This is a genomic window from Acaryochloris sp. CCMEE 5410 (assembly GCF_000238775.2).
GTDB lineage: Bacteria > Cyanobacteriota > Cyanobacteriia > Thermosynechococcales > Thermosynechococcaceae > Acaryochloris.
This window is the reverse complement of the sequence record NZ_AFEJ02000001.1, coordinates 1,226,399-1,245,132: the sequence shown is the minus strand read 5'-3', so window position 1 is coordinate 1,245,132 and position 18,734 is coordinate 1,226,399. Positions and strand designations below refer to the sequence as shown.

Genomic DNA, 18,734 nt, shown 5'->3' with positions numbered 1-18,734 from the left:
GACCGTCACCCGATTTACCAAGGACTACTGATCATCGTAAAGCCTGACCAATAGAAGGGGTGGGTGAAATCGATATTGGAAATATCTGAAACTTCACTGGGTAAAGATAAAGGCGTATTGGAAAGGGTGAGTTGTCCGTTTTGGGCTTGGATTTGACCTCGAAGCATCCGTAATTGGGCTTGACGCAGAGCTTCTGATTTGGTCTTGTGGCGGGGCAACTGTTGATAAAACTCGCTCATAATGGCTAGGGTGCCGACATCACTGACGTACCAGAGACTCCCTAAAGCTGTTTTAACCCCTGCTTTGAGGGCGATACCAGCAAACCCTAACTCAGCAGTTTGATCCCCCAGGGCTGTTTTACACGCACTTAGAACCAAGAGATCGAGACTGGGTTTGGACCAGTCTAGGGTATTCATTTGGTCTAATCGGAGTTGGGTATCTCGGAACTGGATAAATGACTGGTGGGGTTGGCCAGGGTTAAATTCGGCATGGGTGGCGAGGTGAATAATATTGTAGGTTTGCTTGCTTAACTGAGTTTTGAGGTTCTTGAGGGTGAAATTGCGATTGAGTAAGGCCTGGCCCTGCCACTGGGATTGGTTTGGAAGACGGGCCTGGAGAAAGGTCAAAATAGCTGCAATTTCTGTGGGAACGGATGGTAAAGACTCTAGTTGCAAAAATTCTGAGGCTCCACCGGCTAAGATTTTTCCCTGGTTGCGAGGGGTATATTCGGTCTGAATTAAGTTGAATGCCGGAATATTGGTGAGGCTATACCGTTCGACGAGGTATTGCTCGCCGTCATGTAAGGCAGCTAAGGGGATGCCTCGGAGTCCACTGCCTAAGCAAAACAATAAGGTATCAATATTGGCTGCTTGAAGATGCTCTTTTTCAAAGGGGGCAATCAGCCACTCATGAAGCTGTTGAGCAGGTGCTAGGTCCCACTGACCAGGATCTTTGGCTTGTTCTCGGAAGGTCGCGACGGTTTTAAGGAGTTTTGCGCGTGGGACATCGTAGAGATCTCGAATAATGGGCTGGCCGCCGGGTAATAGCAAGACTAGATGTAAATGATCTTCACGAGGCATGATCCACAAGACCCCTGGATGGGTTCCAGTGGTTTGACTGATACGGCTCAGGGTTTGGGCAACTTCTGTCGGATCTTGGGTAACATCTGCGAGATCTTCGCCAAAGTAAGTTTCAAATTCTTTTTCGAAGCTCCGCTCCATGGCCAAGAAATTTTGGGTGACTTTGGGAGGGATAACTGGGCGGTTATATTCAGCTGAACTTGGCAGAGCATAGGTCCAGAGACTGCAGAGGCTAATCAGGCCAATAAGGCGGGGGAGATGAACTTGAAATTGGAGGAATCGTTGGTGAGATCGCATCTCCCTTCGTCTGGCTTGATTAAGGGTCGGATTCTGGCTCGGCATATCTAAACCCCGTCTAAAGTCTTACTTCTCAGTTTAAGGGTAAAGGCATGGTTAGACGATCCCAAATGACGTCGTGAAGGATGAACGTTTGTAGATGAGGAACAAAAGAAATTCCCTGTAGGCTTTAAGCCTACAGGGAAGATGCATGTCCTATGTTTAGAGAGGAAGTGTTTAGTGTTCCGTTTGCAGAGCGTTAGGCTGTTGCTGTTGGAGTAAATCGATTAGCTTGTCGATGCCCTTCTTCATGTTGCGAGTAACGGTGACGGAGCTGACGCCGATGCGCTTGGCCACTTCTTGGCGAGAGAGCTGTTGGAAAAAGACGGACTCAATCATGATTCGGGTCCGATCTTCGAGCTGGTTTAAGGCTTGCTGGAGTTCGATGCGATCTTCTTGGTTGGCCTGCAGGATTTGGCTATGAACATCCATCAAGGTGTCACCTAGGGTCATAGCAGAGTCAGACTGAGAGTGACCGGAGGAGACCCGAGCGTTGAGGCTAAGGGGAACTCGATTGGTGGTGGCGAGTTTGACCGAACGCCATTCTTGCATGGAGAGGCTCAGGGCATCAGCAATTTCCTGATCGTTGGGCTGACGACCCAATTCCATGGTGAGGGCTTGTCTGGCTTTGGCCGCATCCCGGCTGAGCTGTTGCCAGCGGCGGGGGATGCGAACGGTGTTAGCGCGGTCGCGAAGGAAGTGGAGGATTTCGCCGCGAATGTAAGGCACTGCGAAGGAACTGAAGGCATATCCTTGGGAGGGGTCAAAGCGCTCGATGGCAGTAATCAAACCTAGAAATCCGCATTGCTCTAGATCTTCGTAGGGCTCAGCGCACTGGTGGGTCAGACGGTGAGCAACCTTGCGAACGAGACCCATATTCAATCGTACGAGGCGATTTCTGAGCTGAACGGAAGGCTTTTGGCGATAAGCGACCAGAAGTTCCATGGTTTGCGATTGAAGAGAAGTTTGATAAGCCATCGTTTTTTAAAGTCCTGTTTTCCTGTATCTGAAAATCATTATGAAGATCCCGAACTCGGAAAACCATCGTTAAAACACGGGAATATCAAACTTTTTGGGTTGTGATTTTTCCGCATTTCTACGGAGCTTTGCATGAATATGAATCATGAGCTGAAAATAAGAAGTTCCTGAAAAGCCTGTGAGAACTGGTGTTGAAGGATCGGTAAATAATTTTATTTGGATAGAATAAAGGAAATGCAAGGAAAAAAAATTTTTAATGAAGTTTAGGTTTCGCTGGTTAATCCTGGCTATTTTATGGCCCATTGTGATTGTTTTGAGTCAGGCTAATCCGGCATGGCCGTTTTATTTAGGGGGAACTCAGGTGAATGAACCCGATGCATCCGTTTGGGTCAAGGAACTGAAATCAGCGGATATGAATACGGTGGAGGTGACGGTCTACGCCACCCAAGCCGAATGGGATTCACCTAACCTCAGATATGACGCTGAAGATGAGGGGGTGCTGCAAGAGATGCGGGCGGCTAAAGCGGCGGGACTGAATGTCGTATTGATTTTGCGGTTGGCTTTGGATCATGCCTATCCCCAAAATAATTTCATCTGGCATGGACTAACGATGCCGGAGACGGATGCCCAACTGGCCGATTGGTTTGAGACCTACACCAAGTTTGTCGCCCAATGGGCTGAAATTGCAGAAGCAGAAGGGGTGGATATGGTGGGAATTGGCAGTGAAATGAATGCCTTGACTTCCACGTTGCCGGTAAAGGATGTGCCGGATTTAGAGCGCTACTACCTCGACCCGATTGAGCAGCGGGCGCTGATTCATAATCTGCTGAAGTATAAGGATCGAATTCCCTTTGCCGAACTGCAGCTGAAAGGGGGATATCAATTTCCCACTTTAGAAGCGTTTTTGGAGGAGCGACTGAAGGCTTGGCAGGTCTGGGCGAAACAGGTGAGTTATCCAGGGGAAGCGGATCAGATTGCTGCGATTAACCATCGTCGGCAACGCCTGGATCGGCACTGGCGGCAACTGATTCAGCACACTCGCCAGATCTATTCTGGCAAACTCACCTATGCGGCGAATTTTGATCAATATCAGTCGGTGGGGTTTTGGGATGCTTTGGATGTGATTGGGGTGAATGCGTATTTCCCGTTGCGATCGCAACCTCAATTCCGAAATCAACACCAGTTGAAGCAGCAGCTCTTGTCAGGATGGCGGAAAATTCTGGGGGATATGGATGCCTTTCGCCGGGACCAGTCGATTCGAAATAAGCCTGTGATCTTTACGGAGTTAGGCTATACTCGCTGGGACCAAAATACTCTGGCCCCCTGGAGCTATCGTGGCTTTTCCTTTGTCGGGAAGCCAGGACAACAAGAGGTGATTTTATGGACGATGCAGCCCACGAATGATCAGGAACGGGTGTTGGCGGTGCAAGCCCTCTATCAAACCGTCAAAAAGCACTATCCCAATTTGTTACAGGGCATTCTGTACTGGAAAATATCTACCCAACCCGATCACCAATCCTTGGAGCCATTTGTGCTGATATTGAATGATTCGCCTGTCGATCCGTTGCAAAAGATTTTGCAGAAGTTTTTGAAGAAGTAGATCACCCAGCAAGACAGGGGCTGCAGGAGGCAGAAAAAATTCTTCTAGCTAAACGGCCCAGATTGAGGTGCTTTTAGTCCTTTCTTGAGTTCCCATCTTCGAGAGGGCTTAGTCAACACGAATCCTGAGATTACTCAGCTCAGAACTGGAGACAATGGACTGAACTGTGAAATTAAACCGTCCAAGGCGGGCGCCCTGTAAATTTGCTTGTAGTGGAGCAACGTTAATGGAAATATCGCTGTCATAGACAATTGCGGTACAGGATTGTCCCACTAAATCATTGAGTTGGGCATTGCCTAAGGGCTGAACATCCAGGACTTCATCGAGATCGGCTTGGGGTAAATTCCCAGCTAAAAAATCATTGAGGGATAAGGGGCCGTTTTTCCCATTCAAGGTCTGGGGAAGAGAAAAGACTCCTTCATCGCCTGTTTGCCCAGTGGGGATAGTTACGATGTCTCCGGCATAGCTGGTATTCCAAAGAAAAGTAGGATTCCCTAGCTGGGTCGGATTATTTTTATTAATCAAGGCATTAACGCTAATGCCTTTGCTTAGGGCGGCATCTTGAATGGCAGGAATATCGCTGTCTATGCTGTCTTCATCCATAACTAGAAGACATGCCGTTGAATTGGTTGTCCTCGATGGAGTTCCGGAAGTTTGGGCCAGTTCTAGAGTACGGATAGCGGTTGTGGAGCTATATCGGTAAGTATCCGTTTGCGCCAAGACTTTGTTAATTCTGCCCGTTTGATAGACTTTGGCGATTTCGCCCGTGGCATTAACGCAGGCATAGAATCCAGGGGTGCCCGAACCTACCCAGTTGGTTTCGCAGGTGGGCAGGGAGCCTTCACTTTCAATCAGATCAATGAGGGGCTCATGGGTCCATTGGGTTGGGGTATCAGGATTGATATAGGCCCCCTGATCGTCATAGGCAGGCCCCCACCGATAGATTGCTTTGGGTCCCTGCCAAATGCCGTTGGGGGGTGTAGCGAGATAGTAGACGATGGGGACGAGGTTGGTCTGAGCCATTCTTAGCATCAGGACGGGCTGAATTTGAGATATGTCTGGACTGATACCTGACAAGAATTCGATGGGCTGTTCAGAGCGAACTGAGGCATCCTGGACAATTTTGGCGGCTGTTCTGATTTCCTGGGCAATAAAGTCTCCAGCTCGATTCAGTTCTACGCGACGTTCGTTTTGAGCGTTGGTGGTGGTACTGGTGGTGATGATGGAAACCAAACCATAGCCACTCAAGGTGACGAGAAAAAAGCTGATGACACAGGGCTGTTTTAAGTTAGCAGCGAAAAAATAATATCGACCCGATTAGCCAGCTTAGTCATCGCGGTTTTGAGGGATTGATAGTCGTTTAGCCGCAGGATATTAATCCCAATAGTTCTAAGCACTGACCAATTGAGCAGTGCTTGTTCATCTTCGAGTCGATAATCATCTTCGCCAAAAACAACATCCTTCGGCCAATGCAACCGATTTCAATGCCCCAATGTTCTCGGACCAGAGATTGCCAATGCTGGGGTGAGGTGGCAGCTGAACTGATGTAATAGGCGGTATTGTGATACTCCTTTCCTTTGCGAGTACCCCATCGTTGGACACAAAGTACAGAGCGAATTGCTGTCCATTCTTGTAGGGCTATGCCGACAGGCTCATAAACCTGTATACACCGATGTTCATCTCGTCCTCTACTTTGGGCGGAGTGGATGTGCTCAGCCATGGGTTTAAGACACTCAAAGTAAGTCTGGAGGTGGTCGTAAAGTCTTCCCTGGTTGGATTGACCGCCACGAGATAGTCATTACCCGAGGCCACAATCTTCTCAAGTGTTTTTTTGGGCGTGTAAGGCATCCATGGTAATCAGTAAGCCATCGAGTTGAAGGGTTTCCAACAGTGCCTGCACGACTTTGATTTCGCTATTATCCTCCTGAGTGAGGGCTTCGAGCTTGAGGGTGATGCCTGCTTCCACCGCAAATAAACTCACCAAGCCCACAAAACGCTGCTTCCCCTTGGCATCTGTAAGCCCCTGACGAATCCGTTTGCCATCAATGGAGGCTGCATAATTATCGGGAGAGTGAGTCTGGGCTTTCGAGAGCATCCATGCTTCAAATTGGTGGCTCAACGCTTGGAAGTCAAGCCCTTCATCACTCGACGAAAGGTACAGTGAGACGGAACTTCGAGGCTCTCAAGCCCCAATAGCTCACTTAAAGGCTGGCGATAATCGCTCACAAAGGTTTCTAACGGACGGTACCCTTGATATCCAGCAAGCATGCCCATCACCATCAATAGCAACAGCAGCCATAACGGATGAATACGGCCATGGGCACTGCGGAAATCCGGGACTTGCTTCAAAGTATCGATTAGATGGCTCATCGGTCTCTCTACTGTTGGTCAGTAGAACCATCCTATTTTTTCTAGGAGGAACGTAAAACAACCCTGGCTGATGACACCCCCCACCAGCAATTCCGTTAGGGTAAATCCTGCTATCGATGGAAGGTCGATGTGCCTTTTATGCACGGGCTTGATCGCCATAAATTATATTGCTAAGAGAGGATGAAAATGGATTTATTAAGGAGCGAATCGTTGTTGCTGATCTTTCTAGCTTTCTTAGAATAGCTAGATTTATTTTTTTGTGCCTTGAGAATAGCTAGATTTATTTTTTTGTGCCTTGAGAATAGCTAGATTTATTTTTTATGTCCTTTGCGATTGAGAAATGTCTTTTGAATATTAAGTCTTGCAGTTCGTCGTGAAGTATAGAAGACGCTAACTTAAATGCTGGCTGCTATCCCTTGTGAGTAGGTTGATTGGGTAAATGAATGTGTGGTGTCGGGATGAATAAGTTTTGGGATTCGATGGGGATTGAGGGCTGAATTCTACTGGGAGTTTGCTATCAATATCCATGCAAATGAATGAGTGCTGTGACGCTGATTCGCTGAAGACTTTAAACGGTCTAGATTTGCATATATTCTGGGAAAAAGACTGATAAGTCCTTGGTGATGTGACGGAACTGGAGATTGTGGGGACTCGGTGCGAAAAATCCTGATTTTGGCGGCCAATCCTAAGAACACCAATCAACTCAGATTGGATGAAGAGGTGCGGGAAATTCAGGAAGGATTGCAGCGATCGCGCAGTCGAGACCAGTTTGAAATTGTTTCCCAGTGGGCAGTTCGGCCAAGAGATTTGCAACGAGCCTTGTTGGACCATGAGCCTCAAATTGTTCATTTCAGTGGTCATGGGGTTGGAGCTGAGGGGTTAGCCCTAGAGAATAATACCGGGCAGGTAAAGTTGGTAAGTGGAAAGGCATTGGCTGGTTTGTTCAAGCTGGTGCAGAAAAATGTCGACTGTGTTTTGCTGAATGCTTGTTATTCAGAGGTTCAAGCCGAAGCAATTCACAAATACATTGACTATGTGATTGGCATGAATGATGCCATAGGTGACCGGACGGCCATTGAGTTCGCAGTGGGATTTTACGATGGCTTGGGAGCAGATCGTTCCTATGAAGATGCCTTTGAATTTGGTTTGTCGGCAATTGCCTTGGAAGGGATTGATGAAACAACAACACCAAAGTTGAAAAAGCCAGGATCAGGCTTATCTTCAGACACTGCCCAACAGTCTATCCCGTCATCGACGAAGAAACCTAACCTTCAGGGCAAGACTGCCCACACATCTCTATCTCAAGGGAAAAAAGCCCGGATCTTTATTAGCTACAAACGAAATGCTGAACCTGATGACCAATTGGCGTTGTCCATTTATCACCATTTGAGCCAAAGCCATGAGGTATTTATCGATCAAAGTATGGCGGTGGGAACAAAGTGGGCAGAAAAGATTGAGCAGGAACTCCGACAGTCGGATTTTTTTATTACGTTGCTGTCGGCTCAATCCGTGGGAAGTGAGATGGTTCAGGGGGAAGTGGAAACGGCTAGTCGACTGGCGAGTGAATTTGGTCAACCTGCCATTCTGCCTGTCCGGGTAAACTATCGAGAACTATTTACCTATCCTTTGAGTGCCTACCTCAATCCAATTAACTGGGCGTTTTGGGAACAGCAGGAAGATACGCCTCAACTATTGGCAGAACTGGAGAGGGCCATAGCGGGTGAATCCTTGTCAATTGATTCGGATAGGGCCAAGCAAGATCTGCTTCAACTACCGACGGCAGATAAGTCTGAGATTCCGCAACCTTTACCCTCGGCCCAACCCCCAACTCTGGAAATGCCGGAAGGGTCGATGGACCCAGAGTCGCAGTTTTATGTGGAGCGCCAGGGCGACGAGATTGCTCTGGGAGCGATTCAACGGCGAGGGGTGACGGTGACGATTAAGGGACCGCGCCAGATGGGCAAGAGTTCTCTGCTACTAAAGACTGTGGATCAGGCAATTCGGGCTGATAAGCGGGTAGCCTATATTGATTTTCAGTTGTTTGATGATGCAGCTCTAGGGGATGCGGATCAGTTTTATCAGCAGTTTTGCTTGACAATTACGGAGCAGTTGGAGCTGCCCAACCGAATTGAGGACTTTTGGCAGGACGAGTTGGGGAATAACCAGCGCTGTACCCGGTATATGCAGACCTATGTGCTGCGGGAACTAAAGCACCCGTTTGTGCTGGCGATGGATGAGGTTGATCGGATCTTTGACCGCAAGTTTCGGTCGGATTTCTTTGCTATGTTGCGAAACTGGCACAATAATCGGGGCTTGCCTTTGCCCGCAATGAAGGTGTGGAAACAGTTTGATCTGGTGTTGGTAACGGCAACGGAACCCTATCATCTAATCGCGGATTTACACCAGTCGCCGTTTAATGTGGGGGAAGTGGTCTCTCTGAAAGACTTTTCGGCGGAGCAGGTGGCGGATTTAAATCAACGGCATGGTTTGCCTTTAACTACCGAACAGGAGCGAGCGTTATTTGCCTTGTTGAATGGCCATCCCTACCTCGTTCGCAAGGCACTGTATCTGGTAGCCAGTGGTCAAAAGTCGATTGATCAGGTGTTGGCGAAAGCTGATCGGGATGAGGGTCCCTTTGGTGATCATCTGCGCTATCACTTGTTTCGGATTTATGACCGGCCTGAACTAGTGCAGGGGATGCTGGGGGCAGTTCAGAAGAATCGATGCGAGGATGAGCGGATTGTGCGGCTCCTCTGTGCCACTGGCCTGATCCGCCAGGAGGGGAAAGCAGAGTTGCCCCGCTGTCAGCTGTATGGGGACTACTTTAAGGCACATCTGGAATAGGTAAGGTATGGGGACTGAGATTTACACCGTTGGCGGTACCGTGCAGGCGAATGCTCAGGGGCTGTATATCCCTCGGCAGGCGGACCAAGACCTGTTACAGCTTTGCCGGGACTCGACCTTTGCCTATGTGTTGACGCCTCGGCAGATGGGGAAGTCCAGTCTGATGATGCGGACGGCTGAGACCCTGTATGAAGAGGGGACTCAAGCGGTTGTTATCGATTTGACCCAGATTGGCACTAACTTGTCAGCGGAACAATGGTATTTGGGGTTGCTGACGACGATTGTTGATCAGTTGATGCTGTCGGTGAATATCTACCAATGGTGGCAAGAACGCCACTATTTGGGGGTGACCCAGCGGTTGAGTCAGTTCTTTGAGCAAGTATTGATCGCAGAAATGGCTGATCCAGTGGTGATCTTCATTGATGAGATTGATACAACTCTGACTTTAGGATTTGCCGATGACTTTTATGCGGCAATTCGGGGTTTGTCTGTAGCCAGGGCTAGACAGTCGGAGTTGCGGCGGTTGTCCTTTGTGTTGATTGGGGTGGCAACGCCAAGCGATTTGATTCAGGATGCCAAGCGGACGCCTTTTAATGTGGGGGAACGGGTGGAACTTTCGGATTTTACCCAGTCTGAAGCGTTGCCGATGGCGACGGGTTTGGGGTTAGACAGTCCGCAGGCAGAGCAAGTGTTGGGGTGGGTGTTGAAGTGGACGGGGGGACATCCCTATCTCACCCAACGACTTTGCAAGGCACTTGTGGATGAGGGGAAGCTGAACTGGCGAGAACCGGATGTGGATTGGATGGTTCACCGCACGTTTTTGGGAGAAGAGAGCAAGAAAGACAACAACTTACAGTTTGTACGAGATATGTTGACGAAGCGTGCTCCCAATGGCGAAAAAGATGAAGTCTTGAAGACTTACCGGCAGGTGCGGCGATATCAGGTTGTCAAGGATGAAGAGCAGTCTCTGGTGAAATCCCACCTGAAGTTAGCGGGGGTGGTGAGAAGGGAAGGGCAGGCCCTGAAAAACCGAAATCTGCTGTATCAGACGGTTTTTGATGGGAAATGGATACGACAACAGCTACCGGAGAGTCTTTGGCAACGGCTAAAGCCTGCAATGCCCATTATCGTCACCCTATCGTTTTTTTCGATGGCGGTCACGGGTTTGGCAGTTTATGCAGTTGACCAGAGTGGTAGAGCTTTCCAAGCGGAGAAGATTGCTGAGAAGAAAGCTAATGACGAGGCTAAGGCTAAGGAACAGACTGAGTTTGCTCTACAAAAATCCCGTCAGAACGAAAATGTTGCAGAAGCTGCGGCACGAGAAGCACAACGGCAAAAGAAACTAGCCCAAAAATCAGCATTGCTAGCAAGACGTCGATTGCAGGAGGTTAATCAGGCCCGTAAGGCTGAAGTCGTAGAGAGGCAAAAAGCGCAAGCGGCCCAAACCCTGGCAGAACGCCGACAAACTGAAGCAGAAACCCAAAAAAGTATTGCAGTTAAACAGCAGACATTAGCAGAACAGCGCAGGGAAGATGCTGAAATCGCAACTGCGAGGGAAAAAGAACAAACGTCAATTGCTCAACAAGCAACACAACTGGCAGAAAAACAAGCCATAATGGCTGGTTTGCGAGAACAGACTGCTTCCGCTTTGTATTGGCTGGCGGCGGCAAGTCCGACATTTGGCTTTGCCCTGGCTATTGACACTATGGACCAGGGCAAAGCAAATCCTGATGTTGAGGTGGTTACCCAAGCCGCGCTACTGAAATCGATCCAACGGGTTCAGGAAGTAAATCTTCTTCAAGGCCACCAGTCTTATGTCTATTCGGTGGCCTTTAGCCCGGATGGCAAGCGGATCGTCAGTGGGAGTAGGGACACGACCATTCGCCTTTGGGATGCCGAAACGGGGCAACCGCTGGGAGAGCCGCTGCAAGGCCACCAGTCTCCTGTCTCTTCAGTGGCCTTTAGCCCGGATGGCAAGCGGATTGTCAGTGGGAGTTGGGACACGACCGTGCGCCTTTGGGATGCTGAGACGGGTCAACCGCTAGGGGAGCCGCTGCAAGGCCACCAGTCTGAGGTCTATTCGGTAGCCTTTAGTCCAGATGGCAAGCGGATTGTCAGTGGGAGTTGGGACACGACCGTGCGCCTTTGGGATGCTGAGACGGGTCAACCGCTAGGGGAGCCACTGCAGGGCCACCAGTCTTCGGTCTATTCGGTAGCCTTTAGCCCGGATGGCAAGCGGATTGTCAGTGGGAGTTGGGACACGACCGTGCGCCTTTGGGATGTTGAGACGGGTCAACCGCTAGGAGAGCCGCTGCAAGGCCACCAGTCTTATGTATATTCGGTAGCCTTTAGCCCGGATGGCAAGCGGATTGTCAGTGGGAGTTGGGACAATACCGTGCGCCTTTGGGATGTTGAGACGGGGCAACCGCTAGGGGATCCGCTACAAGGCCACCAGTCTTCGGTCTATTCGGTAGCCTTTAGCCCGGATGGTAAGCAGATCGTCAGTGGGAGTAGGGATAAGACCGTGCGCCTTTGGGATGCTGAGACGGGGCAACCGCTGGGAGGGCTGCTGCAAGGCCACCAGTCTTCTGCCTCTTCAGTTGCCTTTAGCCCGGATGGTAAGCAGATCGTCAGTGGGAGTTTGGACACAACCATTCGCCTTTGGGATACCGAGACGGGGCAACCGCCGGGGAAGTCGCTGCAAGGCCACCAGTCTTCGGTCTATTCGGTAGCCTTTAGCCCGGATAGCAAGCAGATCGTCAGTGGGAGTAGGGACACGACCGTGCGCCTTTGGGATGCTGAGACGGGGCAATCGCTGGGAGAGCCGCTGCAAGGCCACCAGTCTTCAGTCTATTCGGTAGCCTTTAGCCCTGATGGTAAGCGGATCGTCAGCGGGAGTGGGGACAAGACCGTGCGCCTTTGGGATGCTGAGACGGGGCAATCGCTGGGAGAGCCGCTGCAAGGCCACCAGTCTTATGTCTGGTCGGTGGCCTTTAGCCCAGATGGCAAATGGATCGTCAGTGGGAGTTTGGACAAGACTGTGCGTCTTTGGGATGCCGAGACGGGGAAACCTCTGGGAGAGCCGCTGCAAGGCCACCAGTCTTATGTCTCTTCGGTGGCCTTTAGCCCAGATGGCAAGTGGATCGTCAGTGGGAGTTGGGACAAGACCGTGCGTCTTTGGGATGCCGAGACGGGGAAACCTCTGGGAGAGCCGCTGCAAGGCCACCAGTCTGAGGTCTATTCGGTGGCCTTTAGCCCGGATGGCAAGCGGATTGTCAGTGGGAGTTTGGATACGACCGTGCGCCTTTGGGATGCCGAGACAGGGCAACCGCTAGGAGAGCCGCTGCAAGGCCACCAGTCTTCTGTCTCTTCGGTGGCCTCTGGCCCGGATGGTAAGCGGATCGTCAGTGGGAGTAGGGACAAGACCGTGCGTCTTTGGGATACCGAGACAGGGCAACCGCTAGGAGAGCCGCTGCAAGGCCACCAGTCTGAGGTCTATTCGGTGGTCTTGAGTCCGGATGGCAAGCGGATCGCTAGTGGGAGTAGGGATACGACCGTGCACCTTTGGGAAATTGGTCCCCAATCGCTGACCCAATTCGCATGTCACAAATTTCGGTATCATCCCTTGCTCCACCACCCTGAAGACATCACCTCTGCCCCATCAATTGTTGAAGCGGCCCAACGGTCTCAACAGGTTTGTCAGCGATATTCTCTATCCTGGAGAGGACCACAGGCTGTTCACTTCAATCAATGGCTAGAGAGCAGCATTCAGTGGATGTTGGGGCAGATTGGCAATCATCAGGGCTAGCGAAATATAGCCATTGCTATTCTGCATTGCAAACTAAGTCTGATGGCCCTCACCCTCAATCCCTCTCCCAATATTGGGAGAGGGACTGGTTAAGACCAGCCGAATAGCTATGTTCGATGCCAAGAGCAGGCGATGCAATTGGAGCAAGAAACGGGTGGTTTATACTGCTCGCGATCGATACCTTAGGGGAGAGTGCCATACAGTTCAGCAATAACATGTCTCCTCCAGAAACAACGGCTAGCGAAGTAGAAACCTACGATCGCATCTCCGATGCCATAACTTTTATCCGCCAACATCACCTAGAGCAACCCAACCTCTCAACCATCGCCCAGCACGTAAACCTCAGCGACTATCACTTTCAGCGATTATTCACCCAATGGGCAGGGATTAGTCCCAAACGCTTTCTCCAATATCTGACCCTAGACTATGCAAAATCAAAAATCACCACATCCCAGAACCTACTGGACCTAACCGTCGAAACAGGACTATCCAGCCCAGGACGACTCCACGACTTATTCGTCACCCTAGAAGCCATGTCCCCCGGCGAATATCGAGCAGGAGGGGCTGGGCTAAATATCCGCTACGGTATCCACGAAACCCCCTTTGGATATTGCCTAATTGCCCTTACCCCCCGTGGCATTTGCAACATTCATTTTTTGCCCAATGCCGACGAACAAGCGAGCCAACAGCAGCTCCAAACAGACTGGCCCCAAGCCAAAATCACCCGTGATCAAACCACAACGAGTAAGGTGTGTAATCAAATCTTCAGCGCCTCTCCTTCCTCACCGTTAACCCTCCATCTCAAAGGCACCAACTTTCAAATTCAAGTTTGGCAAGCCCTACTAAGAATTCCCCTAGGGGAACTGACCACCTATCAAAGCTTAGCCACCGCCATTGGCAAACCCACCGCCGCTCGCGCCATTGGCAATGCCGTAGGTCGTAATCCCATCGCCTACCTGATTCCCTGCCATCGAGTGATTCGAGGAACAGGAGAACTGGGAGGCTATCGTTGGGGATGCGAGCGAAAAGCAGTCATGCTGGGTTGGGAAGCCAGCCAAATCCAGGGGTAACTCCGCAAAATCTTGACCTAGAGAGCAGCGCTGATCATGCCAAAATTTATGGTGATCGAAACCTTCAAACCCAATTGCCGGGACCTCGCCTACGAGAGATTCCATCAGCAGGGACGTCTGTTGCCGCCCGGTCTCCACTATTTAGATAGCTGGTTGGAAGCAAACGGCAATCGCTGCTTCCAACTGATGGAGACTTCAAATGCTGCCTTATTTGATCAGTGGATCGCCCATTGGGAAGACCTTGTATCCTTTGAAGTGATCGAGCTGGGCGAAAAGCCACAATAGTGGGCCGATCGTAGAGTTTAGGACCATGCCATGATTCGACCGACCCAACCAGAAGATAAAACGGCCATCCTAGCTATTGCTGAAGCCATCGGGTTTCAGCCAGAGGAACTGGAGACCCTGGGGGAAATGCTGGCCGACTATTTCAATGGCAACGGTGAACTGTGGTTTACGGACGATGAGCAGGGTCCCGTCGGGGTCGCCTACTGTGCCCCCGAACGCATGACCACCGGAACCTGGAATCTGTTGTTTATCGCCATTCACCCAGAGCGGCAGGGACAAGGACGAGGCACCGCCCTAATTCACCATGTCGAGCAAACTCTGACCGCCCAAGGTGTGCGTTTGCTCCTAGTCGAAACCTCCGGTGTCCCTGATTTTGAACCCACCCGCCAGTTTTATCGCCACTGCGGTTACGAGGAAGAAGCCAGAATTCGTGAATTCTATGACGCGGGGGATGACAAGATCGTGTTTCGTAAGGCCCTCAAGAGCATGGACTAGGGGAACAGCGCCTCAATTTAGGCCACATCAACCACAACCTTGCCGATAAGTTGGCCGCTATCTAACGCATCATGGGCTTGAGCCGTTTCAGTTAAGGGATAGTGGGCGGCAATCTTTGCCTGCAGGGCACCATCAGCAATCGCCCGGTTAATATCCCTGGCCGCTGTGGCATGGGCTTCCTCACTCATGGCATACACCAACACCGTTCGCAGAGCTGCATTCTTGTAAAGCAGATCGTAGAACGGAATCGTAACCTGCGGTGCATTTCCCGATTCGTAGGTTGCAATCACCCCATTGCGAGCCACAAGCTTGGCGTTGATCGCCATATTGGCCGCCAGAGCCACATCGACAATGCGATCGCAACCCCGTTTACCCACGAATTCCCGCACCCTGGCGACGATATCCTCCTGGCGATAGTTGAGGACAAGATCGGCCCCGTAGTGGGCTGCTATCTCAGCCTTTTCTTCATTACTCACCGTGGCGATTGCTCGGGCACCGCCCCATTTGGCCAGCTGAATGGCATACATCCCCACTGCCCCCGCACCACCATGAACCAGAATGGTTTTGTCCTCGACGGGACCGTCACTAAAGACCGAAAAGTGGGCCGTCATCGCTGGAACACCCAAGCTGGCCCCTGCTGCAAAATCGAACGACTCAGGTAGTGGCACTGCTTTATAAGCTGGTATAACCACATAGTCCGCCGCCGTTCCCCAGGCGGAGCCCCGCTGGGCTTCATAAATCCAGACCCGTTCTCCCACCCGTGAGGTTGGAACCCCCTCTCCCACTGCCTCAATCATGCCTGCCCCATCATTATGGGGAATGGTTCGAGGATAGGGTTGCTTTAACCCCATCCAACCGCTACGAAATTTAGTATCTGAAGGATTAACCCCAGACCCATGGACGCGAACCAGGACTTCCCCAGGGCCGGGTGAGGGCTGTTCCAGGTCGCCATATTGCAAAACAGCGGCTGCTTCTCCCGGTTCCTCGTACCAAATCGCCTTCATATCATCTTTTTCCGTTGCGTTTGAGGGTCTCTTGAGGCTGGCTTTAATGGGTAAAGACTCGATCAATCGGAATGAATATGAAATTTTGTGGAAAAATTTCCATTTCCTTAGTGTTATGAATTGGGAAAAATTATATCGTCACTCTGACAATATCACTTCAGCTTTATGCCCCTAGGGATGGAGTCTTTATTGTGTTACTCAATGTTACCAATTGGTCCTAGAAGATAAAGAATTATCAGGTACTTTCTCAGAGACTGAAGGGTTTGGATGGAGAATTTTAACTAGCGCTTCGCCAATACCATGAACTCCGATTCTCAAGTCCCTCCCTCTCCGTCCCCAGGCCGATCACATCCCGGCCAGAATAGCGCTCAAACTCAGCCCGTCCAGCCCCAGAAAATCCTAGATGCTTTGCCGGTTGTGGTCTGGCAAGCAGATAGCCAAGGAAGCATTATTTCCTTGAGTGCTCGGTGGCAGACTTTGACCGGATACTCCCCCCAACTCTCCCTGGGAGAGGCATTTTGGGACAGGTTGGCAGAACAAGAAGGGGCGTCAAGTCGGCAACAGTGGCATACATTCTGCCAACAACAGCAGCCTTTTACCCTTTATCTGAATGTGGTTCAAACAGGGGGGACATTTAGTCGGGTTCTCGTCATGGGGGAACCCCTGCGCGATGAACAAGCACAGCCGATGGGTTGGGTGGGGACAATGCAGTCAGTCGATGAGGGGGGACCAGTGCCACCTGAGTTGGATTATGGTCAACATTTCTTGGCGGCCGTTTTAGATAACCTCTCCAATGGCATTGTGGCTTGTGATTCCCAAGGCGTCTTGACTCTTACTAATCGGGCCACCCAGGAAATCCACCAAAAACCCTTTCGTCAAATTCCGGCGGAACAATGGGCGAATTACTACAATCTGTACCGATCGGATGGCCTCACTCCTTTGGATCGGGATGAAAACCCTTTGTATCAAGCGCTGTTAGGGGAGTCGGTGCAAAATGCTGAGGTGGTGATTAAGCCTGATCAGGGACCACCCCATACAGTGCTGGCGAGTGGCGATCCGATTGTTGCGCCAGATGGTCAGACTTTAGGAGCCGTGGTGGTTCTGCAAGATATTACCGAACGCAAACAAGCTGAACAAGAATTGCAAGAAAGTGAACAACGCTGGCAATTAGCATTGGAAGGGGCTGGAGACGGCATCTTTGATTGGAATCTTATGACCAATAAGGCGTTCCTGTCCCTGCCTTGGAAGCAGACCTTAGGGTATGAAGAATATGAGGTCGAGAATAGCTTTGAAGGTTGGCGATCACTCGTGCATCCAGATGACTTAGAGGATGCTGCGGCTGCGTTGGATGCGCACTTTAAACACGAAGAGCCTCTGTACCAAGCAGAGTTTCGGATGCGGTGCAAGGATGGCAGCTATAAGTGGATTCTCGCCCGGGCTCAGACTCAAAAAGATGAGAATGGACAACCGATCCGCATGTTGGGATTGCACCAGGACATTACCCCTCAGAAATTGGCCGAACAAAAGCTGGCCGAGATGAACCGGGCGTTAGAGTCTCGCGTCAACACCCAAGACTCCCAGTTAGCGGAGGCCAATCACCAAAATGAAGCATTGGCGGCCCAAGAACAGACGGCTCGCCAACAGGCCAAAGTTGCCAAAGCAGAAACGCAACTCTACGAAAAAATTGTCAAAAATATTCAAGTGGGTTTCCTGGTTTGGCATTCGACCGATTTAACCTCGATTGAGGCCTTTGAGCTGCTCGTGGCTAACCCAGCAGCAGAACGGTTATTAGACATGGAACTGCAGGACAAAATAGGGGATCGGATTGATGCTGTTTTCCCCGAGTATGTCAAAAATCATCCCAATAACTTGTTGGCACTCTTGCAAGTGATTCGGAGTCAGCACCCCCGCACCATGGGCAATGCCAGTATTTTGCTACCAACCGGAGCAACACGAGTCTTGTGCTTGCGGGCTTTTCCTTTACCAGATGCGTGTGTTGGTATTGCATTTGAACCCACGGCTGATGCTTCGGATTGAAGGGTGAGAGGGTAGCCTGCAATGTCTACTTCTTTCGGTAGATGCCGTGCAGAAGCAAACTCCTTCTCTGGCCGGATGGAATGCTAGGCAGAATTCCCTAGCCTGGAAGGGCAGCAGTATAAAGGGAGTTAAATCTAGGTGTTGGCAGGAATCCAACCTATTTTTGGAATGACTGATATTCGGTGGAAGAGACTATTGCTCTCCATCATCATTTGGGTGATTTCAGAGGTTGGATTGACTTGGCTGGGGTTAGATGACTTAGCAGATTGTGGTGAATACATCTATAAGCATCGAAACATTGCCGTTGAGATTGCGCCCGCCGCCCAAGCATTCCCCACTCCTAGCCTCGTTATTCCCACTATCTGCAGTTGTAACGGATTAGAGATATAGCGTTTCATGCATTTTGAACAGGTAACTTATCCATTTATCGGCATTGAACAACAGCCTTCAACCTGTATTTTGACGATTTATCGTCGGCCCAATTTTGATGTTGTGATGATTCAGAATTCGACCCAGGAAGACGAGACGTTAGCGATTAAGCGATTGGATGCGATCGCAACCGGCGTTACCCGAGATTATCACCTTGACCCGGATCGCACCTGTTGGTTGATTCAGACCCCTGAACCGTTAAATCTTCTGGGAGAATACCGCAAAATCCCCATTCAAATCAAGCCAGAGGGGATGGTGCTAGAAAATCCTGAGCAACGATGGACCTATCTTTCTGAATCAGAAGTGGAAGCCATGATAGGAGCCCAGATTGCCGCTTAATTTTGTATCCCACCCACTAAATTGATTTGACTACTCCCATAAATTTGGGAGAAGAACCCA

At 50.4% G+C, this 18,734-nt stretch carries 14 protein-coding genes and 1 pseudogene; 9 read left to right on the top strand and 6 right to left on the bottom strand.

The annotated features are described in order from the left end of the window. Window positions 1–14: 14 nt before the first annotated feature. Entirely contained in the window at window positions 15–1,421 is a 1,407-nt protein-coding gene (locus ON05_RS05500) for a CHAT domain-containing protein (RefSeq protein ID WP_050857421.1), read from the bottom strand. A gap of 171 nt (window positions 1,422–1,592) precedes the next feature. Further along, a complete protein-coding gene (locus tag ON05_RS05495; protein ID WP_010468858.1) occupies window positions 1,593–2,393 on the bottom strand; it encodes an RNA polymerase sigma factor SigF in 801 nt (266 codons plus the stop codon). A 256-nt stretch (window positions 2,394–2,649) separates the two neighbouring features. Here ON05_RS05495 and ON05_RS05490 point away from each other — a divergent pair, with 256 nt between their 5' ends. Beyond that, complete coding sequence (locus ON05_RS05490; protein ID WP_010468861.1) at window positions 2,650–3,993, top strand: glycoside hydrolase family 113; 1,344 nt, start codon at window positions 2,650–2,652, stop codon at window positions 3,991–3,993. A gap of 108 nt (window positions 3,994–4,101) precedes the next feature. On the opposite strand, the gene ON05_RS05485 is transcribed toward ON05_RS05490, so the two are convergent. The 3 genes and pseudogenes from ON05_RS05485 to ON05_RS05475 all read right to left on the bottom strand — a co-directional run bounded on the left by ON05_RS05485 (window position 4,102) and on the right by ON05_RS05475 (window position 6,363). After that, window positions 4,102–5,226, bottom strand: a complete 1,125-nt coding sequence (locus tag ON05_RS05485; RefSeq protein ID WP_262561245.1) for a hypothetical protein — start codon at window positions 5,224–5,226, stop codon at window positions 4,102–4,104. Between the two features lie 127 nt (window positions 5,227–5,353). Further along, window positions 5,354–6,088 (bottom strand): annotated as a pseudogene (locus tag ON05_RS05480) (ISAs1 family transposase). Window positions 6,089–6,108: 20 nt separating this feature from the next. Continuing rightward, the gene (locus ON05_RS05475) at window positions 6,109–6,363 is read right to left on the bottom strand and encodes a transposase family protein (RefSeq protein ID WP_262561243.1); all 255 of its coding nucleotides are present in this window, start codon (window positions 6,361–6,363) and stop codon (window positions 6,109–6,111) included. A 654-nt stretch (window positions 6,364–7,017) separates the two neighbouring features. Here ON05_RS05475 and ON05_RS05470 point away from each other — a divergent pair. The 5 genes from ON05_RS05470 (at window position 7,018) to ON05_RS05450 (ending at window position 14,865) form a co-directional block, all read left to right on the top strand. Then, window positions 7,018–9,207 carry an AAA-like domain-containing protein gene (locus ON05_RS05470; RefSeq protein WP_010472297.1) on the top strand — a complete coding sequence of 730 codons (2,190 nt, stop codon included), beginning with the start codon at window positions 7,018–7,020 and terminating at the stop codon, window positions 9,205–9,207. A 7-nt stretch (window positions 9,208–9,214) separates the two neighbouring features. Beyond that, window positions 9,215–13,015 (top strand): AAA-like domain-containing protein, encoded by a 3,801-nt coding sequence (locus ON05_RS05465; protein ID WP_262561241.1) that lies wholly within the window; start codon window positions 9,215–9,217, stop codon window positions 13,013–13,015. A gap of 215 nt (window positions 13,016–13,230) precedes the next feature. Then, a complete protein-coding gene (locus ON05_RS05460; RefSeq protein WP_010480804.1) occupies window positions 13,231–14,085 on the top strand; it encodes a methylated-DNA--[protein]-cysteine S-methyltransferase in 855 nt (284 codons plus the stop codon). 36 nt (window positions 14,086–14,121) lie between these two features. After that, complete coding sequence (locus tag ON05_RS05455) at window positions 14,122–14,370, top strand: DUF3303 domain-containing protein (protein WP_010480803.1); 249 nt, start codon at window positions 14,122–14,124, stop codon at window positions 14,368–14,370. Between the two features lie 30 nt (window positions 14,371–14,400). Then, entirely contained in the window at window positions 14,401–14,865 is a 465-nt protein-coding gene (locus tag ON05_RS05450) for a GNAT family N-acetyltransferase (protein ID WP_010480802.1), read from the top strand. A 17-nt stretch (window positions 14,866–14,882) separates the two neighbouring features. Here ON05_RS05450 and ON05_RS05445 read toward each other — a convergent pair whose 3' ends face one another. Next, a complete protein-coding gene (locus ON05_RS05445; RefSeq protein WP_010480800.1) occupies window positions 14,883–15,869 on the bottom strand; it encodes an NADPH:quinone reductase in 987 nt (328 codons plus the stop codon). Between the two features lie 300 nt (window positions 15,870–16,169). Between ON05_RS05445 and ON05_RS05440 the strand changes: the two genes are divergently transcribed. From ON05_RS05440 to ON05_RS05430, 3 genes are all read left to right on the top strand, one after another. Further along, window positions 16,170–17,906 (top strand): PAS domain S-box protein, encoded by a 1,737-nt coding sequence (locus ON05_RS05440; RefSeq protein ID WP_010480799.1) that lies wholly within the window; start codon window positions 16,170–16,172, stop codon window positions 17,904–17,906. Window positions 17,907–18,044: 138 nt separating this feature from the next. After that, complete coding sequence (locus ON05_RS05435) at window positions 18,045–18,296, top strand: hypothetical protein (protein WP_010480796.1); 252 nt, start codon at window positions 18,045–18,047, stop codon at window positions 18,294–18,296. A gap of 6 nt (window positions 18,297–18,302) precedes the next feature. Further along, window positions 18,303–18,674 carry a hypothetical protein gene (locus ON05_RS05430; protein ID WP_010480794.1) on the top strand — a complete coding sequence of 124 codons (372 nt, stop codon included), beginning with the start codon at window positions 18,303–18,305 and terminating at the stop codon, window positions 18,672–18,674. Window positions 18,675–18,734 lie beyond the last annotated feature (60 nt).

What these genes read in the sequence shown, in the direction of transcription:
- ON05_RS05440 (WP_010480799.1), top strand. Translation starts at nt 16,170, where the DNA reads ATGAACTCCGATTCTCAAGTCCCTCCCTCTCCGTCCCCAGGCCGATCA.
- ON05_RS05430 (WP_010480794.1), top strand. Translation starts at nt 18,303, where the DNA reads ATGCATTTTGAACAGGTAACTTATCCATTTATCGGCATTGAACAACAG.
- ON05_RS05465 (WP_262561241.1), top strand. Translation starts at nt 9,215, where the DNA reads ATGGGGACTGAGATTTACACCGTTGGCGGTACCGTGCAGGCGAATGCT.
- ON05_RS05495 (WP_010468858.1), bottom strand. Translation starts at nt 2,393, where the DNA reads ATGGCTTATCAAACTTCTCTTCAATCGCAAACCATGGAACTTCTGGTC.
- ON05_RS05475 (WP_262561243.1), bottom strand. Translation starts at nt 6,363, where the DNA reads ATGAGCCATCTAATCGATACTTTGAAGCAAGTCCCGGATTTCCGCAGT.
- ON05_RS05500 (WP_050857421.1), bottom strand. Translation starts at nt 1,421, where the DNA reads ATGCCGAGCCAGAATCCGACCCTTAATCAAGCCAGACGAAGGGAGATG.
- ON05_RS05445 (WP_010480800.1), bottom strand. Translation starts at nt 15,869, where the DNA reads ATGAAGGCGATTTGGTACGAGGAACCGGGAGAAGCAGCCGCTGTTTTG.
- ON05_RS05460 (WP_010480804.1), top strand. Translation starts at nt 13,231, where the DNA reads ATGTCTCCTCCAGAAACAACGGCTAGCGAAGTAGAAACCTACGATCGC.
- ON05_RS05450 (WP_010480802.1), top strand. Translation starts at nt 14,401, where the DNA reads ATGATTCGACCGACCCAACCAGAAGATAAAACGGCCATCCTAGCTATT.
- ON05_RS05455 (WP_010480803.1), top strand. Translation starts at nt 14,122, where the DNA reads ATGCCAAAATTTATGGTGATCGAAACCTTCAAACCCAATTGCCGGGAC.
- ON05_RS05490 (WP_010468861.1), top strand. Translation starts at nt 2,650, where the DNA reads ATGAAGTTTAGGTTTCGCTGGTTAATCCTGGCTATTTTATGGCCCATT.